Origin of the sequence: Variovorax sp. PAMC26660 (assembly GCF_014302995.1) — a bacterium.
In the GTDB taxonomy this organism is placed as follows: Bacteria; Pseudomonadota; Gammaproteobacteria; order Burkholderiales; family Burkholderiaceae_C; genus Variovorax.
Window position 1 is genome coordinate 4,172,628 of the sequence record NZ_CP060295.1, and the last position, 21,713, is coordinate 4,194,340.

21 protein-coding genes are annotated in these 21,713 nt (G+C 67.3%); 1 reads left to right on the forward strand and 20 read right to left on the reverse strand.

The genetic code is table 11. From position 1 onward, the window contains the following. Nucleotides 1–9 precede the first annotated feature (9 nt). On the reverse strand, nt 10–2,286 hold the full coding sequence (gene pbpC / locus H7F35_RS19615) for a penicillin-binding protein 1C (RefSeq protein ID WP_187108267.1): 2,277 nt from the start codon (nt 2,284–2,286) through the stop codon (nt 10–12). A gap of 305 nt (nt 2,287–2,591) precedes the next feature. Here pbpC and H7F35_RS19620 point away from each other — a divergent pair, with 305 nt between their 5' ends. Next, nucleotides 2,592–2,801, forward strand: a complete 210-nt coding sequence (locus tag H7F35_RS19620; RefSeq protein WP_187108268.1) for a thrombospondin type 3 repeat-containing protein — start codon at nt 2,592–2,594, stop codon at nt 2,799–2,801. Between the two features lie 77 nt (nt 2,802–2,878). On the opposite strand, the gene H7F35_RS19625 is transcribed toward H7F35_RS19620, so the two are convergent. The 19 genes from H7F35_RS19625 to H7F35_RS19715 form a co-directional block, all read right to left on the reverse strand. After that, the gene (locus H7F35_RS19625; protein WP_187108269.1) at nt 2,879–3,505 is read right to left on the reverse strand and encodes a LysE family translocator; all 627 of its coding nucleotides are present in this window, start codon (nt 3,503–3,505) and stop codon (nt 2,879–2,881) included. 51 nt (nt 3,506–3,556) lie between these two features. Continuing rightward, a complete protein-coding gene (locus tag H7F35_RS19630; RefSeq protein ID WP_187108270.1) occupies nt 3,557–3,958 on the reverse strand; it encodes a GFA family protein in 402 nt (133 codons plus the stop codon). 76 nt (nt 3,959–4,034) lie between these two features. Then, on the reverse strand, nt 4,035–4,316 hold the full coding sequence (locus H7F35_RS19635) for a DUF2277 domain-containing protein (protein ID WP_187108271.1): 282 nt from the start codon (nt 4,314–4,316) through the stop codon (nt 4,035–4,037). A gap of 39 nt (nt 4,317–4,355) precedes the next feature. After that, on the reverse strand, nt 4,356–4,853 hold the full coding sequence (locus H7F35_RS19640) for a GNAT family N-acetyltransferase (RefSeq protein ID WP_187108272.1): 498 nt from the start codon (nt 4,851–4,853) through the stop codon (nt 4,356–4,358). Next, complete coding sequence (locus H7F35_RS19645) at nt 4,850–5,452, reverse strand: GNAT family N-acetyltransferase (protein ID WP_187108273.1); 603 nt, start codon at nt 5,450–5,452, stop codon at nt 4,850–4,852. The genes H7F35_RS19640 and H7F35_RS19645 overlap by 4 nt, the downstream gene beginning before the upstream one ends. Nucleotides 5,453–5,516: 64 nt before the next feature. After that, the gene (locus tag H7F35_RS19650) at nt 5,517–6,863 is read right to left on the reverse strand and encodes an amidase (RefSeq protein WP_187108274.1); all 1,347 of its coding nucleotides are present in this window, start codon (nt 6,861–6,863) and stop codon (nt 5,517–5,519) included. Beyond that, a complete protein-coding gene (locus tag H7F35_RS19655) occupies nt 6,863–7,576 on the reverse strand; it encodes a DUF2848 domain-containing protein (RefSeq protein ID WP_187108275.1) in 714 nt (237 codons plus the stop codon). The genes H7F35_RS19650 and H7F35_RS19655 overlap by 1 nt, the downstream gene beginning before the upstream one ends. A gap of 7 nt (nt 7,577–7,583) precedes the next feature. Continuing rightward, nucleotides 7,584–8,900: an MFS transporter gene (locus H7F35_RS19660; protein WP_187108276.1), complete on the reverse strand. Its 1,317-nt coding sequence runs from the start codon at nt 8,898–8,900 to the stop codon at nt 7,584–7,586. Between the two features lie 36 nt (nt 8,901–8,936). Next, nucleotides 8,937–9,623, reverse strand: coding sequence for a DUF4286 family protein (locus H7F35_RS19665; protein WP_187108277.1), 687 nt, complete (start codon nt 9,621–9,623; stop codon nt 8,937–8,939). A 144-nt stretch (nt 9,624–9,767) separates the two neighbouring features. Continuing rightward, on the reverse strand, nt 9,768–10,685 hold the full coding sequence (locus H7F35_RS19670; RefSeq protein ID WP_187108278.1) for a LysR family transcriptional regulator: 918 nt from the start codon (nt 10,683–10,685) through the stop codon (nt 9,768–9,770). Between the two features lie 40 nt (nt 10,686–10,725). After that, nucleotides 10,726–11,589, reverse strand: a complete 864-nt coding sequence (gene blaOXA / locus H7F35_RS19675) for a class D beta-lactamase (RefSeq protein ID WP_187108279.1) — start codon at nt 11,587–11,589, stop codon at nt 10,726–10,728. Between the two features lie 130 nt (nt 11,590–11,719). Continuing rightward, nucleotides 11,720–12,157 carry a hypothetical protein gene (locus H7F35_RS19680; RefSeq protein WP_187108280.1) on the reverse strand — a complete coding sequence of 146 codons (438 nt, stop codon included), beginning with the start codon at nt 12,155–12,157 and terminating at the stop codon, nt 11,720–11,722. Between the two features lie 16 nt (nt 12,158–12,173). Beyond that, nucleotides 12,174–12,542 (reverse strand): nuclear transport factor 2 family protein, encoded by a 369-nt coding sequence (locus H7F35_RS19685; RefSeq protein WP_187108281.1) that lies wholly within the window; start codon nt 12,540–12,542, stop codon nt 12,174–12,176. A gap of 64 nt (nt 12,543–12,606) precedes the next feature. Further along, complete coding sequence (locus H7F35_RS19690; protein ID WP_187108282.1) at nt 12,607–12,969, reverse strand: NIPSNAP family protein; 363 nt, start codon at nt 12,967–12,969, stop codon at nt 12,607–12,609. Nucleotides 12,970–13,008: 39 nt separating this feature from the next. Then, the gene (locus H7F35_RS19695) at nt 13,009–13,566 is read right to left on the reverse strand and encodes a hypothetical protein (protein WP_187108283.1); all 558 of its coding nucleotides are present in this window, start codon (nt 13,564–13,566) and stop codon (nt 13,009–13,011) included. A 34-nt stretch (nt 13,567–13,600) separates the two neighbouring features. Continuing rightward, the gene (locus tag H7F35_RS19700) at nt 13,601–13,996 is read right to left on the reverse strand and encodes a VOC family protein (RefSeq protein ID WP_187108284.1); all 396 of its coding nucleotides are present in this window, start codon (nt 13,994–13,996) and stop codon (nt 13,601–13,603) included. 17 nt (nt 13,997–14,013) lie between these two features. After that, nucleotides 14,014–14,481: a hypothetical protein gene (locus tag H7F35_RS19705; protein WP_187108285.1), complete on the reverse strand. Its 468-nt coding sequence runs from the start codon at nt 14,479–14,481 to the stop codon at nt 14,014–14,016. Between the two features lie 12 nt (nt 14,482–14,493). Further along, nucleotides 14,494–15,141: a hypothetical protein gene (locus tag H7F35_RS19710; RefSeq protein ID WP_187108286.1), complete on the reverse strand. Its 648-nt coding sequence runs from the start codon at nt 15,139–15,141 to the stop codon at nt 14,494–14,496. 58 nt (nt 15,142–15,199) lie between these two features. Further along, nucleotides 15,200–21,166 (reverse strand): alpha-2-macroglobulin family protein, encoded by a 5,967-nt coding sequence (locus H7F35_RS19715; RefSeq protein WP_410010797.1) that lies wholly within the window; start codon nt 21,164–21,166, stop codon nt 15,200–15,202. Between the last annotated feature and the right edge of the window lie 547 nt (nt 21,167–21,713).

Genomic DNA, 21,713 nt, shown 5'->3' on the forward strand with positions numbered 1-21,713 from the left:
GCGTCATCCTCATCTGCGTGCGCTCTTGGTCACGACGCCCGCGCCGCGCACTTCGACCTTGCGCTGGTCGACCACCTTGCCGTTGGCGTCCACCAGCTCGATCACATGTCGTCCGGGCCAGGGCAGCCACTGCGCGGTGTTGCCGCGCGCGAAGTGCTTGCCGTCGATGCGCCACTGCACGCCACGGCCTTCGGACTCGAAGCGCACGCGCTGGCGCAGCGGCGGGATGTCGGGGTCGAGCGCGAGGATGGTGCCGTCGGCCGGCGAGGTGATGCGTGCGGAGGGGCCGTCCGTCGACGTGCCCACGCCGGTGTCGAGCGCGAACAGCGGCTGCTCGGTGCCCTGCAGGAACCATTCGCTGCGCGCCGCTTCGAGCGCGTTGCCATCGGCACCGGGGCCGAATTCGACGCGCGCCTCGACCAGCCCCGCGGGCGGTGTGGGCGCGCGGCTGGGCTCGCGCGCGTGCAGGAAGCGCATCACCTCGGCCCATACCGGCGCGGCGCCGCTGGTGCCGCTCACGTCCCACATCGACGCGCCGCTGGCGTTGCCGACCCACACGCCGACCGTGTAGCGCTGCGACCAGCCCACCGCCCAGTTGTCGCGCATGTCCTTGCTGGTGCCGGTCTTCACGGCGGTCCAGAAACGGGTCGAGAGGATGCTGTCCAGGCCGAAGGTGCGCGTGCGCGCGTTCGGGTCGGAGAGGATGTCGCCGACGATGAAGGCCGCGCGCGCATCGAGCAGCGGTGGTGTGGCTGTGGCCTTGGTCTTGTCGGCGGCGGGAACGGGTGGAATGGGTGGCCGCGCGGTGAGCGTGGTGGTGCCGTAGCGCCCGCCGTTGGCCAGCATGCGGTAGGCATTGGTGAGCGACAGCAACGACACCTCGGCGCTGCCGAGCGCCAGGCTGTAGCCGTAGTAATCACCGCTTTCGCGCAGCGGCAGGCCGGCGGCGCGCAGCTCGCGCGCGAAGGACTCGGGCGACACCATCACCAGCGTGCGCACGGCCGGCACATTGAGCGAGGCGGCCAGCGCGGTGCGCGCCGACACCGGGCCCTTGAACTGGCGGTCGTAGTTCTGCGGAATGTAGAGGCCGTTCGCGGTGTTGATCTGCGCCGACGAGTCATCGATCAGCGAGGCGGCGGTGATCCGCTTCTCGGCAATCGCCTGGCCGTAGAGCAATGGCTTGAGCGTGGAGCCCGGCTGGCGCAGCGCGGTCACGCCATCGACCTCGGCCGCCTGGCTCAACGGGCCGGAAGAGCCGACCCAGGCGAGCACCTCGCCGGTCGCGTTGTCGAGCACCACGAGCGCGCCGTCTTCGACATGGCGGCCACGCAGTTCGCGCAAGTGGCGCTGCAGCGTGTCGAGCGCAAAGCGCTGCAGTGGCGCGCGCAGCGTGGTCCGCACGCTCGCCTCTTTGTCTTTCTCCTTCCCCCTCTGGGGGAGGGCCGGGGTGGGGGCTGCCCCCGCATTCGCATCCCGAATCTCCCGCAGCACACGCCGTGCCGCATGCGGCGCAATGCCCTCATTGGCCTCGAAGGCCCGCCGCTGCACCGCCGCACTCGTGAACATGTCGAGCGCTTCGCAATCGACCTTCTGCCCCGCCTCCATCACGCGCAGCACTTCGCAGGCGCGTTGCGTCACCACGGCCGGCTTGGCGTTGGGCGCACGCACCAGCGCGGCGGCAACGGCGGCTTCGCGTGCATCGAGCCCGCTCGGCGCCTTGCTGAACAGCGTGCGCGAGAGCGCATCGATGCCCACGATCTCGCCACGGAACGGCACGGTGTTCAGATAAGCCTCGAGGATCTGGTCCTTGCGCCAGTTGCGCTCCAGTTGCGCGGCGGCCACCGTCTGGCCGATCTTCTGCGTGAAGCTGCGCCCGCCGGCGGCGCGGCGCAGGTCGTCGTCGAGCAGGCCCGAGAGCTGCATCGTGATGGTCGATGCGCCGCGCGTGCGCGTGTTCCACAGGTTGCCCCAGGCGGCGGCCGACACGGCGCGCCAGTCGATGCCGCTGTGTTCGTAGAAGCGCTTGTCCTCGCTCAGCACCATGGCCGTACGCAATGCAGGCGACACGTCGGCCAGCGCGGTCCACTGGCCGCGCCGCACGGTGGCGTCGGTGCGCACGCGCTGCAGCAGTTCGCCGTTGCGGTCGAGCACGGCGGTGTCGGACGAGCGGAAGTCGCGCTTGACCTCGTCGAAGCTGACCAGGGCCCAGGCCGGGTGTGCGCAGGCTGCCAGCAAGACTGCAGTGGCAAGGGCCTTGCGGCGGAAGCTGAGGGACGTGGGCTGCATGAAGGGCACGGGAGATCTCGAAGGGCGACCTTGGGCATTCTCTGCGATGCGAAGCAGGCTTCGGCCCGCCTTGGGGACGACGGGAATTGCACCTACTCCGGGACGGGGCCGTGGCCGCCGCGTTGCCGTGGGGCATGCGGCCAGAGTGAACCACACACGGCGCAAGGCCCCACCCACATCCGGTAACGAACTTCACGTGCGGGCTTCAATGAAGCAACCTGCGCGTGACCGGCGTGGCCTTCAATGCCCTACCGGCTCGCAGGAGGCGAGCCCGGTTCCATAACCACTCCAAGGAGAAACGCATCATGACGAAGACATTAGCGATCCTGCTGGCCGCATCGGCCATCCTGGCCGGCTGCGTGGTCGCACCTTACGACCGCCCGCCACCGCCGCGCGGCCATCAGTACGGCGACCGTGACCGCGACGGCGTACCCAACCGCGCCGACCGCGACCGTGACGGCGACGGTGTGCCCAACCGCTACGACAGCGCACCGAACAACCCGTACCGCAACTGACCGACGCATGCAAAACGGCCGCGAAGCATCACGCTTGGCGGCCGTTTGTTCGTGGGCGTTTCAGTTGCCCGCGTGCCTTAGCCGGGCCGGCGCGCCATCAGCGCCCAGATGCCCGCCGCGCTCAGCAGCGAGCCGCCTGCGAAGTTGAAGCGCCGCTGCGCGCGCGGCGAAGAAAGAAGCTTGCGCGCCGAGCCCGCGAACACCGCATAAAGCGTGGCGTTGGTCGCGGCCAGCACCACGAAGGTGACGGCGAGCACCCAGAGCTGGCGCGTCACGTCTGCCGTGGGGCTGATGAACTGCGGCAGGAAGGCCACGAAGAACACGATGCCCTTGGGGTTCAGCGCCGTCACGAGGTAGGTGTTGGCGAACAGGCGCAGGCGCGAGGCGGGCGCGGCCGGCGCGGCGATCTCGGTGGATGTGATGCCGGCGCGCAGCAGCTTGATGCCCAGGTACAGCAGGTACAGCCCGCCCACCCATTTCACGGCCGTGAACCAGAAGGCCGAGGTGGCGAGCAGCGCGCCCAGCCCCAGCAGCGAGACCACCAGCGCGGTCGAGTCGCCGAGCGCCACCGCCGCCACCAGCGGCACGTTCGCGCGGCGGCCATGCGACATGGAATAGCTGATCACCGTGAGGATGGTCGGCCCCGGAATGATCAGCAAAACGGCAGAGGCCGCGACGAAGGCGAGCCAGAGTTCGACGGGCATGAAGTTGTCTCCTGATGGTGGTGTTGTGTGGGGGGAAAGCGATGCGCTTCGTCAGTTTCCGATGGCCGTGCGCGCGACGTGCCAGGTGCCGCGATGCCCGTCCACGTAGCTGATCGGCGAGTTGGCGAGGTCGTCGAGTTCCGCGTCGTCCAGGCAGGTCACGTTCACGCCGTAGGCGCTCGCGCCGGTCTCGGGCGAATGGCCCACGCCGAAGGAGCGCACGCGGCAGTGCCTGCAGACGATGTAGTGGCTGTTGCGGGTGTCGAGCATCTGCTCGCTGAGTTCGGATTCGCCTTCGAGCAGGCGGAAGGCATCGGTCGCGACGATGGCCGGCCAGAAGCGTGTCTGGGTGCAGATGGCGCAGTTGCACCGCAGGGTGCCCAGGCTCAGGTCGATGTCGGCTTCAAATCGCACGGCGCCGCAATGGCAGCCACCGGTGTAAGTCTTTTTCATGTGCTTGTTCGCGCTGCGTCGGGCAGCCGCCAAACACCATATCAAATGCCGTGCCGCCGGGCAGCGGCGGGGTTTTTCAGTGGGGCACCGTGCTGCCGAAGCGGGCAGCCGAGCGGGCCTTGGCGCGTTCGGCCTCGATCGCGCGGTCCTTGGGCTCGGCCGTCGTGACCATCGATTCGATCAGGCGGGTGGCCGTTGCCGTCACTTCATCGACCGCGCGCTCGAAGGCTTCCTCGTTCGCTTTCGACGGCACGCTGAAGCCGCTGAGCTTGCGCACGAACTGCAGTGCGGCTGCGCGAACCTCCTGCTCGGTGGCAGGGGGCTCGAAGTTGTAGAGGGTCTTGATGCTGCGACACATGGGCGCTCTCCAGTCGGCGGGTGGGTGGCGCCGGCCAGTCTATCTAAGCAGGGCCATCGCGTGGGCATCGTGGTAGATGCCGTCGATCAGGCTGGCGCGGCGCACGATGCCTTCGTGTTCGAAGCCAAGCCGCTCGTACAGCGCCTTGGCATTGAGGTTGTCCGCGCGCACGTTCAGCGCGATGCGGGTCAGCCCGCGAGACCACGACTTGTCGATGGCCGCCTGCAGCAGCCTGGCTCCGAGGCCCTGGCCGCGCGCCTCGGGCAACAGGGCGATGCCGAGGATGCCGATGTGCGCCCGCGAATGCCCGAACACCGGTGCCACGTCGCACCAGCCGACCACCTTGTCGCTGTCGTCCACCGCCACGAAATGCGGGAAGTCGCTGGCGATCACGTTGCGGTAGAAGGCGATCGATTGCGCCAGCGGCGGGGCTTCAGTCAGCGCAAGGTACTTCTGCTCGCGCGCGACGATGTCGAGCGCGCGGTGCAGGCTCTCGAAATGCGATTCGGCTGTAGGTACGACGATGACAGTGCTCATGGCCTGGGTTCCTCCGATGCGCGAAGCCGCGCCTCCAGTTGCGCCTTCACCTGCGGCCACTCGTCATCGATGATGCTGAAGCGCACCGAGTTGCGCTTGCGGCCGTCCGGCATGATCCGCTCGTGGCGCACGATGCCTTCCTGCCTGGCGCCCAGCCGCAGGATGGCCGCACGCGATTTCGCGTTGATCTCGTCGGTGGTGAGCTGCACGCGCACGCAGGCCATGTCCTCGAAGGCGTGCCGCAGCATCAGGTACTTGGCTTCAGTGTTGACGAAGGTCTTCTGCCAGGAGGCTGCGATCCACGTGCTGCCGATTTCGAGCTTGCGGTTGTTGCGGTCGATCTTCCAGAAACGTGTCGAGCCGATCACGCGGCCGGTGTCGCGGATCACGGTTGCGAACGGCATCACGGTGCCCACGGCGCGGCCGTCGAGGGCAGTGCGCAGGTAGGCCTCGACCGTGGCGGCCGAGGGCACGACGGTGAAGGGCAGGTTCCAGAGTTCGCCATCGGCGGCGGCATCGACAAGGGCGGGTGCGTCGGATGCGAGCAGCGGGCGAAGAAGAATCCGGGGGCCGGTCAGGGAAGGTTGTTGGCGCGACATGCGCCAAACGATAGCCGAACCGGGGGCCGCACCGCCGGCGCAGCCCCGCCGGATGCCGCCGCACTCAGCCGAATTGCAGCGCAGCCTCCACGGCCAGCGCCGCCGCGGCCAGCCGTGCATCGTCACCGCGCACCGACGACAGCATCAGCCCCACCGGCAGTTCGCCCGGCGCATGGCACGGCAGGCTGAAGGCGCAGCCATCGAGCAGGTTGATCGCAAAGGTGTTGCGCAGCAGCAGGCCGTTGGCCTGGAAGAAGGCGGCGTCTTCGGCCAGCGCGGCGACGGACGGCGCGACGATCGGCACGGTCGGGCAGATGAGTGCGTCGAAACCTTCGAGCGCGTGTTCGACACGGCCGATCCAGTCGCGCCGGCGGTCCTGCATGGCGATGTAGTCGGCGGCGCGCACTTCGGTGCCGAGCGCGATGCGTGCGGCCACGCGGGCGTCGAAGCCGTCGCGGCGTGCGGCGAATCGCTCGCGGTGCACGGCCGAAGCCTCGACCGGAGAGAAGCCGCCGGGTGCGTTGACGGTCGCGATCTCGGCGAGTTCGGCGAGCGTGATGTCCACCACCTGCGCACCCGCTTTCGACAGCGCATGCACGGCGCGCTCGAAAGCGCGCGCCACCTTGGGCTCGATGGCATCGAACATCAGCGTGGCCGGCACTGCGAGGCGCAGGCCTTGCAGCGGGCGCCTGCGCACGGCCAGCGGTGCATCGGCAATGGCCGCGTCCACGGTCAGGCAGTCTTCCACCGACCTCGCCATCGCACACACGGTGTCGAGCGAGCGTGCCAGCTCGAAGGCGCCGGTACGAGGCACGCGCGACTGCGTGCTCTTGAAACCCACGAGACCGCACAGCGCGGCGGGAATGCGGATCGAGCCGCCCGTGTCCGACCCGAGGCCGGCCACCGCAAGCCCGAGCGCCACCGACACTGCCGCGCCCGACGACGAGCCGCCCGGAATGCGCGGCGTTTCCGCATCGGCCGGGTTGCGCGGCGTGCCATGGTGCGGGTTGATGCCCACGCCGGAGAACGCGAACTCGGTCATGTTGGTCTTGCCGACGATGGCTGCGCCCTGCATACGCAGTCGCGATACGGCAACTGCATCGCGCACGGCTGGTGGTTCGCCTGCGCACACGGCGGAACCGGCCATGGTGGTTTCGCCGGCGACGTCGTAGAGGTCCTTGATCGACACGGGCAGGCCGGCGAGCGGGCCGAGCTGCACGCCGGCCTTGTGCGCCGCATCGGCATGCCGGGCTGCTGCACGCGCCGCGTCGGCGTACAGGCGTGTGAAGACGTGCTGTGCCGAAGGTTGCGCGGCCGCTTCGAGCACCTGCTCGATCAGTGCTTCATGCGACAGCGCGCCGCGCGCGATGCGTTCGCGCAGGGCGGCGATGGTGAGCTTGCTGTTCGCCATCACGCCACCACCGGCAGTGCTTCGACCGCATAGCGATGCACGATGCGCCGCTGCAGGCGTGGGTCGTGCAGTTCGATTTCCATTTGCGCGGCGGGGCGGATGCCTTCGCCTTTCGCGTTGGGCAGCGCGCCCAGCGTGCCGCAGGTCATGAACAGGCCTTCGGGCGCCGCACCGGTGCCAGGCATGCCGTCGCGCAACGCGGCCAGCGGCCGGATCGATGCGAGCGTGCCGCGCTGGTAGTCCACCCAGCGGCCGTTCTCGAAGATGCGCGAGTGCAGTTCGATCTCGTCCTGATGCGCCTGCACGTCGCGCCAGCGCCATGCGACCTCGGCCACCGGCTTGGCGCACATCTGCTTGGAGACAGCGACCGAGTAGCTCTCGACATGGCGGTCGGTGTGGTCCGACGCCACGCTCAGCCACCACTCGCCTTGCGAGAAGAAGAACACGGGCTCGGCCTCGCCGGAGCTTTGGTCGCCCAGTGCCTCGATGGCCGGCGACTGGGTCAGCAGTTGGGCCGCGACGCGGTAGTACAGCGGCACGCTCGATGGGCGCGGCACGCCGAGCGCGGCCAGTTCCTCGATGTGGTGTTCGATGGCCGCAGTGTCGCGGCCGGTCCATCCCGCCACCACCAGCGCGGTGGGTTCGATGGAGTGAAGTTCGATGGACCGTGCGCCGTCGGCGCTCACGGTTTCGCAGGCAAAACGCAATGGCATGGCGGTCTCAGGCTTCCAGCGGTTTCTTGGCGGTTTCGCGCGCCACGAAGAGCGCGACCAGCGTGACGCACAGCGCGCCCGCCACATACAGCGACACGGCCACCGTGCTGCCCCACGACTTGAACAGGCTGGCGATGATCAGCGGCGCGAAGCCACCGCCCAGGATGCCCGCCAGCGTGTAGGCCAGCGACGAGCCGGCATAGCGCACGCGGCCCGGGAACTGCTCGGTCACGAAGGCGGCCTGCGGGCCGTACATCATCGCGTGGATGATCAGGCCGACCACCACCGCCGCGCAGATGGCGACAGGGTGCGCGCTGTTCATCAGCACGAAGAACACGAAGGCCCAGACGATGCCCAGCAAGGCGCCGGCAATGTAGACCGGCCGGCGACCGATGCGGTCCGACAGGCTGCCGAAGTAGGGCACCGCGATCGCGTTGCAGGCCGCGCCGATCATCGTCGCGGTAAGCGCCAGTGGCCGCGACAGGTGCAGCACCGTCGTCACGTAGGTCAGCGTGAACACCACGACCAGCGCGTACAGCACGTCGGAGCCGATGCGCGAGCCGCCCGCCACCAGCAGGCGGCGCCAGTGCTGCGTGAGCACTTCCTTGATGGGTGTCTTGGCGGTGGTCTTCTTCTCTTCCATCTCGCGGAACACCGGCGTTTCCTCGACACCGCTGCGCAGCCACAGCCCGAAGATCACCAGCGCCACGCTGGAGATGAACGGAATGCGCCAGCCCCAGGTCTGGAAGTCTTCCGGGCTCAGCCAGGCCGACACGATGGCGATGAAGCCGGTGCCGATCAGCGTGCCGCACGACGGGCCGACCTGCGTGAACGAGGCGTTGCGGCCGCGCTCGTCGGGCTTGCCGTGCTCCATCGACAGCAGCACTGCGCCGGCCCATTCACCGCCCAGCGCCACGCCCTGCACGAAGCGCAGCGCGACCAGCGCCACCGGCGCCCAGATGCCCCAGGTGGCATAGGTCGGCAGCAGGCCCATCAGCCCGGTCGACACGCCCATGATGACCAGCGTGGCCACCAGCACGAAGCGCCGGCCGAGCCGGTCGCCCAGATGGCCGAACACCACGCCGCCCAGCGGACGCGAGATGTAGCCGACCGCATAGGTCGAGAAGGCGAGGATGGTGCCCGTCAGCGGATCGAACGACGGGAAGAACACCGCGTTGAAGACCAGCGCGGCCATGATGTTGTAGACGGTGAAGTCGTACCACTCCAGCGTGGTGCCGATGGAGCTGGCCATCGCCAGCCGGCCCATCTTGGGCGGGGCGCCGGTGGGGACGGCCGCCGTTGCGGGAAGCGCATGTTCGGTCATGGAAGTACCTTGTTCGGTGAAGACGTTGGAATCGGATCAGTTCAACTCGGCCGCGAGCAGCTTCCAGCCGAGCGCGAGCAGCCAGCCGGTGGCGGGGTCGGCGTCGAAGGCCGTGGCGGCAAAGCTGCGTGCGGTGCGCGCGGCGTCGGCGCTGCTGGTTTCCACCACCAGCATTGGTTGCAGCACGCGGCCTTCGGTGGCTTCGCGTGGCAGCGGCGTGCTCAGGGCGGTGTCGGGCATCAGCAGGTACGACTGCACGAAGCCTGCCTGCTCGGACAGTTGCTGCCCGATGGCGGTGGCCTGCGCAACCAGCGCCTCGGTATCGGCGGCCACGGGCAGCGGCAGCACGACCACGTGGCTGCCGCTGCCGAAGCCGGTAACGGCACGTACGGCGCACACGCGGCGCACCGGCTGGCGCATGCGGTCGAGGTTGGCGATGGACCACGGCGTCTGCTTCTCGAACGCGGCGCGGTAGCCGGCGGTGCCGAACACGGCCAGCGATTCGGTGCGGTACAGCCCCAGGTACTTGCGGCCGCCTTCGAGCGAGGAGTAGCGCGCGCCCGACAGAAAGCCGGGGATGCGCACGCGCTCTTCGACGTGCTCCTTGTCGTACCAGCGGTTGAAGTCGGCTTCGTCGGCCGGCTCGACATCGGAGGCGACGAACAGCAGGCCGTTCGCGTTCGCCGCGGCGGTTTCAGGGGAGGAAGAAGCGGGAGTGGTCATGGCGGCGGAAGAGCGGGCGGGCCTTCGAAAAATGAAGGCGCGATCTTCCGTCGCAGGGTCGTACTGTCACAAACGAGTTTTTCTGGGCGACAGCCACAAGAATTACTGGCCCCTTTGTGGGGCCTGAATGCGCCATTCCGAGGGTTATCCCTCTGCTGTGGCGCTCCAGGTTGGTGCGATTGCAGAGGCTGTGAACTGGTCGGACGCGCGGCAGGCCAGCTCGGCCACGAGGCGGATCGCGTCGGAGTCGGCCGCTTCCAGATGGCTCACCACGATGCGCTGCGGCGAGATGAGCGCGTCGCACTCAATGATCCGCACGTCGCCGCTGGCCACGTATTCATAGCAGGGCGGCAGCGGCACCAGCGCATTGCCGAAGCCCGCCTTCACCAGCCGCGCCAGTGCCGAGATCGAGCTGACGCAGTGCACCTTGCCCAGCGGAATGCCGGCCGCGCGGTACAGGTTCTTCAGTGCCTCGTGCGGCTGCGAGCCGGGGCTCATGGTCAGCACGGGCTGGCGCAGCAACTGCTCGACGGTCTGCGTGCCTTCGGCGCCGATCGGGCCGACCCAGCCCATCGGCATCGGCAGGCAGGGCGTGCTGACGATGCCCGCACCGGCGATGTGGTCGGTCTGCAGGGCGATGTCGAGCGCGCCTTCGCGCAGGCCACGGTGCAATGCGCGCGTGGTCTCGGAGGTGAGCTGTACCTCGATGCCGGGGTAGGTGGAACGCAGGTTGGTGAGGAAGCCCAGCAGCCAGGTGTGCACCACCGTCTCGATGGCGCCGATGCGCACCAGGCCCAGGATGTCGCCGCGCGGACGGCCCAGCGAGACGATCTCGCGGCGCAGCTCCAGCAGGCGCTCGCCGTAGTCCATCAGCCGCACGCCCACCGGCGTGAGCCGCAGCTCGCGCGCGTCGCGCTCGAAGAGGCGCGCGCCGATGTCTTCTTCGAGCGAGGCGACGCGGTTGGACACGGCCGCCTGCGTGATGTGGAGCCGGTCGCTCGCCGCACGGAAGCTGCCGAGCCGCGCGGCCCACAGGAAGGCTTCGACAAATCTTGTATTCATGAGGGCACCTGCGGGGCATTTTGCCCGCAATGCGCCCGCCTCAGGGTGTGGCGCCCTGGGCCGGAAGAATGCCCATCTGCGCGAGCAGCGCACGGCCCAGCGGAATGCGCTTGGCGAGATCGGCCTCGCCGTGCATGTCGATGTTCAGCGCGAAGCTCTTCACGCTGCCGTCCGCCAGTGCAACCCAGCCGACCCACCAGCCGATCGACAGGCTCGGTGTTTCGTACCAGCCGGTCTTCGCATGCAGGGCGTAGGCGGGCGTCTGCTCGATCAGTGTGATCTCGTGCACCATGTCCTGGCTGCGCGCGGACATCGGCAGCGTGCGCTGCGCGAGCCGCATCAGAAAGCGCACCTGTTCCACGGCCGATATCTGCAGCGTGTTGTTCACCCAGAAGCGGTCGACCTGCGTGCCCAGCGTCTCGTTGCCGTAGTGCAGCTTCGCGATCCATTCGTTCATGCGCGCCAGGCCGATGCGGCGCGCCACCTCGCGGTAGAGCGGAAAGTTGGAGACGCGGATCGCCTCGCGCAGGTTCATGTCCCGCTCCCATTCCTTGCGGGGCAGCGGCTTGCCGTCGTAGGGAAAGATTTCGTCGATGTCCTTCACCGCGCCGGTCTCTAGCGCGATCAGGCTGTTGGGAATCTTGTAGGTCGATGCGGGGCTGTAGCGGCGCTCGGCGCGTTGGCGGTCGACCACCGTGAGCTTCGAGGTGGTGCTGTCGAGCACCGCCCAGGTTCCCGGCGTGCCAGCCTGCTTGAAATACTTGGCGAGGTCAGAGCGTTCTTCGACATGGGCGAGGGGCGTGGCTGCATCGGCAAAGCGGCCGTGGCTGGCGAGCAGGGCCGCCAGCAGGCCGCCGCCGCTGTGTGCGAGGAAGCTGCGGCGGTGTTGTTGGGTGTGGATCATTCGATCTCCTTGGAGTTTTGCGGTGCCCGAGGTGTGGGCGCCGGGAATGATCCGGTGCGCGGCAGGCAGCAACAAGCCGCGCGGCCAGCCGCTTCGTCACGGCCGTAACGCCCGTAACGGCGAGGGCGCGTCAGGTGCGAGGGGGATGCGTCGCGTCCACCGGCGACGCGAGGTCGCGGGCGACTGCCGCAAGAAATTCCCGGCAGGCCGCTTCCGGACTCCTGTTGTCGAGGATGTCCCTGACCTGCTGTGTCGGATGCGTGAGTTCCAGTTCGATTTCTTCGACGAACAGGGCCAGCTCTTCAGGCGTGCGGTCTTGCCGCAGCACATCGGCGATGCGTTGCGCCTCCGCGAGCGGTTCCGTCGTGAACAGGACGCCGTAGAGCGCCAGGCTGATCGGGTGACCCCATCGGTACGTCAGCGGGCCACCGACCTTTTGCGCGTAGTGACGCAGGCAGGCCGGGCATTGCAGGAAGGCGATCGTTTGCGGGGGTTCGCCGGGAAGCTGGCGCAGCGCCGTCGAGGGGCAGCGCAGGCAGTTCGGTTCGCTGCCGCTGCCCTGCGGCATGCCTTGCATGCGAGGCTCAGGCACCGCCCGAATAGAAGAACTCTTCCCGCACGATCTTGCCGTCCTTGACCGTGTAGAGGCCCATCTCTTCCATCATGAAGCGCTGGCCGGTGGGCTTCATCGTCACGTCGAAGCGAAAGCCGACGATGAACTGGTCGTCGTTCGGCCACGGGCCGGCGACCTGCATCGAGTGAACTTCATGGTTGGCGACCCACCATTCGCCCTTGGCCTGGATGGCCGCCAGGCCCACGGATTCGCGCTGTCCGCCGGGCGGGGCGCTGGCTTCGACGCTCACTGCCTCGGGTGCGTAGAGCACCTTGGCATCCTGAAATTTCCCTTGCTTGCACAGCGCCACGAGTTTGCTGGCGATTTCCGTTGTGTTCATGCGTTTTCTCCTGAAGAAGAAAGTGGGGGATGGGCCGGACGGCGAGTGTAGGCCGATGCGGCTGTCAGCGCCTGTTTGGCGCGTCCGATGGTGTGTTGAGCGATCGCATGCTGTCGACGGCTTCCTGCGAGACCCACAGCAGCGTGTTCAGGTAAGTCTCGATGCGGTCGACCAGCGCGCTGCGCGGGCCCTCGCGCCATTCGGCCGAGCCGTAGAACGCGGCTTGCTCAGCCTGCAGCGCCTCGCGGCTTTCGTAGGCGCGCACGAGGTGGTAGGTCTCTTCCTCATGATCGCAGCGGCCGTAGGCGACCACGTCCATCCCCTTGATGCGCAGCATCGGCACGGCCTGCGTGTGCACTGCCTCGTGGAAGGCGGGCAGGGTGCCGGGCTTGAGCCTGTAGGTGCGGATTTCGATGAGGCGCTTCATGAATGATCTCCCGATGGCTTTGGAAGGCCGTGACAAGGCTCACGCGGAAATTCGCGGCGCTTCCACGTCGTACAGATGCGCGGCGAAGTCGTACTTGTATTCATGGTCGCCGGCATAGGCCAGCGCGATCTTGCCGGTCCAGGCGATGTTGAAGCGGTCGGTGCCTGCGATGCGGTCGAAGCGGATGCGGTGGTGGGCTGCTGCGTCGTGGCCGAGAAGATAGATGTGGAAAACGTTGTCTTCCATGTCCTCGGGTGGTGGCTCGTCCACGCTGGCTTCGAGGCCGTCGATCCGCGCGAGGCTGAAGTCGGACAGGGAGCACACCGCGAAGCCTCCGCCCGAGCCCCAGTTCGTCGACGACAGCGTGCAGCGGTGGTAGTTGTTCCAGACGATGGGCGCCTCCCAGTCGGAGGGGGAGTCGATCTCTTCGTCTTCGGGCTCGTCGATCTCGCGCTGTGCGTCGTAGTCTTCGCTGCGCAGGTGCAGGTCGAACCACACCTGGTTGTTCTTGACGGAGGCCGTCCAGCGGAACTGCTCGATGGCATGGCCTTCGGGCCAGGGGTTGCCGGTGAAGTGAATGCGGTCGTGAATCGTCATGGTGCGGGCGCCAGTCGCCGTCGATGCATGCTGCTCATGTGTCGTTCGGTTGCAGAAGGTCCCACCGGTTGCCGCAAAGGTCCAGGAAGACGGCGACCGTGCCATGCGGCTCGTGGCGCGGCGCTTCGAGAAAACGCACGCCGTGGGATGTCATGTGTTCGTGGTCGGACTGGAAGTCCGTGGTGTGCAGGAACAGGAAGACGCGCCCGCCCGCCTGCTTGCCGATGCTGGCGGCCTGCTCGTTGGTCACGGCCTTGGCCAGCAGCAGCGTGGCGCCGCCATTCCTGCCGGGCGCGACCACCACCCAGCGCTTGCCCGGCCCGCGCGGCGTGTCTTCGACCAGCTCGAAGCGAAGCGCTTCGGTGAAGAAGCGGATGGCTTCGTCGTAGTCGTGGACGAGGAGGGTGACAGTGGCGAGGTGGCGGGGCATCGGTAGAAGAGGCGGATTCAGCGCATGCGAATGAAGTACTCACGAAGATGCTCTTCAGGAAATCCGTTGTCTGCGCCGCCCAGATACACCCACATGGTGTTTGCATCTTCAAAGTTGTAGACGGTGATCGAGTCGTTGCCGGAGACGGGTGTTGTGGAGCGCACAGCAACAGTGTTGCGCGTGTGTCCGATCTGGCTGTAGGGATGAGTCTCCTTGAAGCCCTGAAACCAGTGCGTCTGACCACCACCGAAGCGCATGTTCCCGTCGGGCATGTCGTAGGCGACCAAGTCTTCTGTGAACGTGACCGTCATCTTCCCCATCAATTGAGAGAGAAATTCCAACTTCTTGTCGTCGAGGCGTGCACGCTCCTTGTTGAATTGGATCGTGCGAACGGCATCGGACTTCCATTGCCCAACAAGAACCGGTTGTGCTTGTGCTCCGAATTGAAGGAAAGACAGCAAGCCAGCAACGGCGAGCGTGCGCATCGGTGCCATCGCTCAGGAAAAAACGATGGCCGTCCTGTGCGCAATGCTCAGCCGTGCCGATTCGTAGAGCAGCAGCCACGCCGCGTATTCCCGATGAAGGCCTTCGTCGAGATCGATCAGGCCATTGATTCGTTCGGCTTCCTTGTCCGACAGCTGGCCGTCGACAAGGGCGATGCCGAGCGCGGGCGCCACCAGCACCAGCTCATCGCGCAGGCGGTAGGACGAGCCGAGCATGCCGCCGGTCACTTCTTCTTCGTCGTCCGGGCTGGAGTACAGGACCTCTTCGAAATCGACCGGCACATAGAAGCCTTCCGCGTCCGAGTGGCGGATCAGGTGGCTTTCCGATTCAAAGAGCGCGTCTTCGACCACCGGGTCGTCCGTGGGATCGACATCGTCTGCCAGCGGCGTTGCCACCCAGTCGGGCGACTGCGCGCGGTATGCGTATGCCAGGCGCAGGTAGTGGATGAACGAGTACGGAAAGCTGCGCAACGACGCACGCGAGTGCAGCGGCGGCAGCTCGCGGGGCTCGGCATGCGGCGGCAGGCCCGCCGACGCCAGCAGCTTGTTCGCCACCGCCAGCTCCTCCTGGCGCCACCCGGCGCCTTCGGTGTCGTTCTCCAGCAAGTAGGCCAGCGTGCCGACGCTGATGGCGAGGCCCATGGTGTGTCTCCCTTTTCTTCGTCAATCAGTCGGTCGGTCCGTTGCGATGCGATGCGGCCTACTTCGCCGCCTCTACCTTCACCCGTGCATTCGGCGACTCGCCGAACATCTCGGGCGCGTACATCGCCTCGACGCGGCTCGGCGGCAGCGCGAAGTCGCCGACGTTGTTCAGGCGCACGGTGTATTCCATCTTCACCACGCCCTTGGGCATGTACTCGTAGTAGCTGCGGAAGGCCTCGAAGCTGCGTTCTTCAAAAGCCGCCCAGCCGGAGCCGGACTTCTTCTCGCCCTGCGTGGCGATCTGCGAGTCGCGGCCCAGGCCGCCGCCCAGGATGGTGGCGCCGCCCGGAATCGGGTCGCTGATGACGACCCAGGTCATGTCGGCACTGGCGTTCACTTCGAGCGTGATGCGCAGCACGTCGCCGCGGGTGTACTTGCCCGCGGTGGCCTGCTCGACCGGCGTGACGGTCTTCTTGATCGCATAGCCGGCGGCGAACGGTGCCTTCAGTTGCACGGCGGCAATCGACTGCAGCGTGAGCCACGGCTTGCCGGTGCCTTGCTGCGTGACGAGAAGGGTGTCGCGCACCGGTGCGCCGGAAGGCGATGCGGCCCAGGGCAGGAACATGCTGTTGTTCTTCAGGTTGCCCGGCGAGGCGGGTGCGCCGAAGAAGGTGGTCTGGTTCGGTGCGCCGGCGGCGTCGGTGGTCTTGACGCGCTCGACCTTGCTCCAGTCGACCTGCGCCTTGACGGCACCCAGCGTGGCGGCGGTGACGCCGGACACCGGGGTGCTTTCAAACACCTTCGAGAACTTCTCCAGCGCGAGGCCTCCCCACAGGTTGGCGGTGGTGGTGTGCCATGCGCCGTTCTGCTGGCGGCCGATGAAGCCGTTGGCGAGCTTGCCGATGTCGTCCTTCCAGGCCGGGTCGTCCATCACGCTGAGCAGCAGGCGCGCGGTGTTCACGTCGCCGTTGGTCATCAGCCACCACCAGTAGTCGTCCTGCTCGGTGCTGAAGATCAGCTTGGTGCCTTGATAAGACAGGCGCGCCTTCAGCACGTTGTTGGCTTCGTCCAGGCGCTGCTGGCGCTGCGGCACGTCCTGCACGCGCTTGAGGATGTTGAGCCAGTCGATCACCGCGCTGGTGGGCCACTGGTTCGGCGCGATGGTGATGCTGCCGAGCATGCTGCCCTTGGCCTTGCCGTAGCGCGAGAGCGCTTCGAGCGCGGCGAGCTTGCGCACGTCCAGGTCCTTGCGCGGGCTCCAGAACTCGCGCGTGATGCGGCCTTCGACAAAGGCGATCAGGCCCGACTCCATCGGCGCGCGCACGTCGTCCGCCAGCGCGAAGGCCGGGTTGAGCTGTGCGGCCTCGTTCGTCGCCGCGAGCAGGTACGAGGTCAGGATGTCGCTGCCGCGATTCGCTTCACCGTCACGCGGCGGGAAGTAGTTGGCCAGGCCGTCGCTGTCCAGGTAGGTGGGCAACGTTGCCAGCACGCCCTGCCACATCTTCGCGTCGCGCAGGCCGACCGATTTGCTGGTCTTCTGTTCGAGGCAGATGAAGGGGTAGTTGGCGAACCAGTCGCGCACGCCCGGCAGGCCTTCGGCCAGCTTGGGTTGCAGCGACAGCTTCAGGCCACCACGGCCGGGCAGGGCATCGGCGGGCGGCGCCACGTCGAGCGTGAACGGCCCGTCGAGCTGCACCAGCGTGGCTTGCTGCACCGTGAGCGGCACCGAAGGCACGATGCGCTGGCGCACCTTGAGCGCATCGCGGGCACCGCCGATGGTGTCCTTGGCCTCGATCTCCCACAGGATGGCTTCGGCACGCGTCTGTGCGAGTTGCGCGGGCGCGGTCACGGTCCATGCGACTTCACGCGCTTCGCCGGCCGGGATGTCCACGGTCTGCGGCTCCAGTGTGAGCAGGGTGGCGCGCGGCGTGGCCTCGACCTTCATCGGCTTTTGCGTGGTGTTGCGCAGCGTGATCTGGGCGCGGAACTGGTCGTCCTCGCGCACCAGCGGCGGCAAGCCGCTGATGATCTGCAGGTCCTGCGTGGCCTGGATGCTCATTTGCCCGGTGCCGAACAGGCTGGTGCCCGAGTCAGCCACGGCCACGATCTTGAAGGTGGTGAGCGCATCGTTGAGCGGCACCGTCACCACGGCCTGGCCGTTGGCGTCGAGCACGATCTTCGGGTTCCATACGAGCAGGGTGTCGAGCAGTTCGCGCGTCTGGCCCTTGCCGCCGCCGCCGCCCGCGGGCACGGCCTTGCGCCCGTAGTGGCGCCGGCCGACGATTTCCATTTGCGCGGTGGAGGTGCTCACGCCCCAGCTGCGTCGCTGCAGCATCGCGTTGAGCAGGCCCCAGCTGTCGTTGGGCATCAGCTCCAGCAGGGCCTGGTCGACTGCAGCCAGTGCCACTTCGGCACCTGCTGCGGGCTTGCCGTCGGGCAGCTTGGCGGAGATGGTGATCTGCGCCTTGCTGCGGATCGGGTAGCTGGGCTTGTCGCTGGTGACGGTCACGTCGAGCTGGTGGGCGCGCGTGCCGACACGGATCTCGGCCATGCCCAGGCGGTAGGCGGGCTTGCTCAGGTCGACCATCGCTGTGGGCGCGACGTATTCCTTGCCTTCGTACCAGAAGGCGGTCCACCACTCGCGCGGTGCCTTGAAGCCCCAGGTGAAGAAGCTGTACCACGGCACTTCGCGCAGGCGGCCGCGCAGGGCGAGCACGCTGACGTAGGCGTTGGGGCCCCATTCGGGCTTGACCTCGAGCGAGACGGTCGGGTCCTTGCCGTCGAGCTGCACCACGTGCGTCTCGATGATGCCTTCGCGTTCCACCGCGACCAGCGCGGTGGCAAAGCGGAACGGGCTGCGCACCTGGAACTTGGCGATCTCGCCGGGCTGGTAGCTCTTCTTTTCAGGCAACACGTCGATGCGGTCGTTGTCTTCGCCGCCGAACCAGAGTTCGCCCTGCTTGGTGACGTAGACCGAGCTGACGGCCTTGCTGTCGCGGCCGTCGCTGTCGGTGGCGCTGGCCACGAGTTCGACTTCGCCGGCTTCCTTCAGCTCCGACTCGCACAGCAGCAGGCCGCGCGAATCGCTCTTGCCGCTGCAGACGGTGCCGATGTCCTTGGTCTCGGTCTTGTTGTCGTAGGTGTAGAAGCCGCCCACCATGCGCTTGCGGCTGGTGGTGGTGATGCGCGCCACGGCACGCACGTTGAGCGTCACGCCGGCCTGGGGCTTGCCCGTGAGGTCGAGCGCAAGCGCCTGGAACTTCAGCTTCTGGGCGGTGGAGACCCAGCCTTCGGTCTTGATGCCGGCGATGACGGCGGCCGGCCACAGCGTCTGCGTGCTGCGGATGGTCTGCACTTCGCCGTTCGGGTCGGCGTAGGTGGCTTCGAGCAGCAGCTCGCGCGGTGCCTTGACCTTGGGCACCTTGTCGATCGAGACCTTGCCGGCGCCGTCCTTGTTGAGCGTCACGGGCAGCTTGTCGGCGATCACGCGGGTGTCGCTGGTGCTGTTGATGTCTTCCTCGCCCGAACCTGTGTCGGCGGAGGCGGACTGCGTGCCGTCGGCCTGTTCCGCGCGCGGCGGGTTGAAGCTGAAGGCGTCGTAGTCGGGAAAGCTCAGGCTCTTGCCGCGCACCATGGCCGACACGCGCACCGGCAGGTTGGCGGCGCCACCGCCGGCCACGTAGTTGATCTGCACGTCGGTGGGCACCGTGGTGGTTGCCACCAGCGGCTTCTTGTCGGTGGGCGTGATGCGGCCTTCGAGCACGGGCAGGCGGAATTCCTCGACGCGGAACATGCCGGTGCTGAAGCTGCGGCTGCCGCCACCTTCGTTGTCGTCGCTTTCACCGTCGCCGTTGGTGTCCTTGCCACCGGTGCGCAGCACCACTTCGTACACGCCGAGCTTGGCGGCCGGTGGAATGGGGAAGGTGTTCTCAGCGCTCAGGCCGCCGGTGGCGGTCTTGCGCCAGTTCAGCGGCTGCGTGAAGCGCTGGCCGCTGCCCGTGTGGGTGATGACCAGGGTGTCGGGCCGGCTTTCCGGCAGGCCGAAGCCCTTGCTGGTCTGCGTGCGGATCAGGCTCTTCATCGACACCGTTTCGCCGGCGCGCAGCAGCGTGCGGTCGAAGATGGTGTGGGCGATGCGGTCGGGCTCGGGCTGCAGGTTGGTCGGCACGTTGAAGCGCCAGGGCTCGATGCCACGCTGCCAGTCGCTCCAGGTGAAGGCCAGGTCTTCGATGCCCTTGTCGTCCTTGGCGCGGGCGCTCACGAACCATGCGCCGTTGTCGTATTCATTAGGGCCGTTGCATGACGGCGCCTGCGGCGAGATGCCGTTGAGCATGACGATGCCGTTCGCGTCGGTGGTGCCGGTGGCCACGGCCTTGCCGTCGCAGCTGGACACGCGCACGTCGGCGCCCGCCACCACCTTGCCCTTGTCGAGCGTGGTGACCCAGGCCATCGAGTTCTCGCGGCCCAGCTTGAAGTGCACGGCCAGGTTGGTGGCCAGCGCGGTGGTGCGCACGTACATCGTGCGGCCGGCGTTGTAGCGTTCGTCGAGCAGCGCTTCACCGAGCTTCTGCGAGGCGATTTCGAGCACGTGGAAGCCCGGCGTGAGCGGGATGCCGATGACTTCGAAGGGGCGCGGGTCGCCGGCGTCGGACTTGGGCATGTCGAGCGCTTTCACGCCCGGCTGTCCTGCCAGCAATGACAGCATGCGCGTTTGCAGCGACGTGCGGTCGTCCTTGTCGATGACCGGGGGCAGCGGGCCCTTGATGTCCTTGCGCGCCTGTTCGCGCGTGACGCTATAGCTGTCGTAGCGGCGCACCTTGCGGAACCACGCGATGATGTCCGCGTCGGTCTTCGGGTTCATGTCGCTGACCTTGCCGGGCGTGAGCGCATTCACCATCAGTTGCGGCTCTACGCGGCGCACGGTGACCGGCATCATGGCCGGGGTGTCGGGCTCGGCCAGGCGCTCGACCACGCCGAAGGGCGAGGCGGCGAACTTGGCCAGCGGCGGCATGGAACCTGTCGCGACCTTCATCGGGAAGTTGCCGGGCGATGCCAGCGGGCGGCCCGAGGCGTCCTCGAACTTCGAGGGCAGCTCGATGCTGTACTGCGTGCTCTCGGACAGCGGCGGCTCGAAGCTCACGCCGTTGACCACGTCATCGTCGCTTTGGGTGCCGCCGTCGTTGTCGAGCTTGGCCTTGATCGTCTTGTCGCCCTTGAGCTGGATCTGCGAGGCCAGCTTGCGCGTGACCGGCGCGTTGAAGGCGAGCTGCATCGGGCGCAGCGGCAGGCAGGCGGCCTGCGCGTTCTCGCGCTCGCAGGTGAAGGACACAGCGAAGGGCTCGCGCACCTGGTAGTCGAAGCGGCGCTCGACGTTGTTGGCAACACCCGACGGCGTGGCCACGCCCTTGCCGTAGACGATCTGCACCTTGGCACCGGGCGTCAGCGTGCGGTTGCACTGCATCGTGATGAAGCGCAGCGGGTCTTTGGCGGCTTCCTTTTCGCGGCTGAAGGCCTTGAGCAGGCCGGTGCGCTGTTCGCCGTCGAGCAGCTTGGCCGGAATACGCTCGCCAACGCCGTCGGCCGAGCACCAGACATTCTTTTGCACGCTGTCGAGCGTGGCCGCGCCGTTGAGCTCGAGCATGAACATCTGCTGTTCATCGATGCGGGTGTAGGTGCCGGGCATGTAGTTGCGCACGAACGGGCCGCCCGTGTTGAACTGGTAGCGCTCGGGGCCGGTCAGCTCGCCGCTGGCGGGCTTGAAGGTGGGGATGCGGGTGACCGTGCAGCGCACGCCGGGCGGCAGGTCGTTCTCGAAGTCGTAGACCCAGGCCTTGGCATCGGTCCATCGGCCGGTGCCCTTGCCGGCCTGCGCGTCGGTGCAACTGACCGAGAGCGGCGCGGGGGCCTTGGGGTCGCCGAAATTGACGGCGGCCTGGTCGAACTTGGCGACGATCTGGCGCACGCGCGCGACCTCGCCTTGTGGGGACAGACTGGTGATCTGGAGGGCAAAGCCCGGGCCGGCCATGAGGACGCCACCGGCCAGGAGCAATGTTGGAAAGAAACGGTTCACTTATATCTCCACCTGAAGGCAGCGCGCAGCGTAGCCGATTTGCGAGGCAGTTCGGCAGTGCCAAGGGTCATATGGCGTTGGCATAGCCGCTTTGTTTTAGGCGGCGGCCGGATGTTCGGGGTGCTTGCTGCCGTTCAGGGCGACGCTCACGCCGACACGGTGCTCTTTTTCGCGAATGTCCCCCGCTTCGCTCCTCCTTTATTTAGCTAAAAAGAGCCCCGTATCGGCGCGAGCGTTGGACAGAGCGGTGGTTGATCAGCGGTACACCAGCAGCGTGCCCAGGTGCGAATGACACCAGGTGCTCCCCGCAGCGAAATAAAGGAGGAGCGAAGCGGGGGACATTCGCACAGGGGAGCACCTGGTGTCATTCGCACCCGCCCCGAATGAACCCGCCCCAGCGCGACTTCAAGCCAAACGCAGCAAGAGCTACACCAGTCTTCTTACAATCCGTACCGTCTTGCGTGCGCCGCGCAGGCCGCCACCAAGACCTCGCCGCCGACCG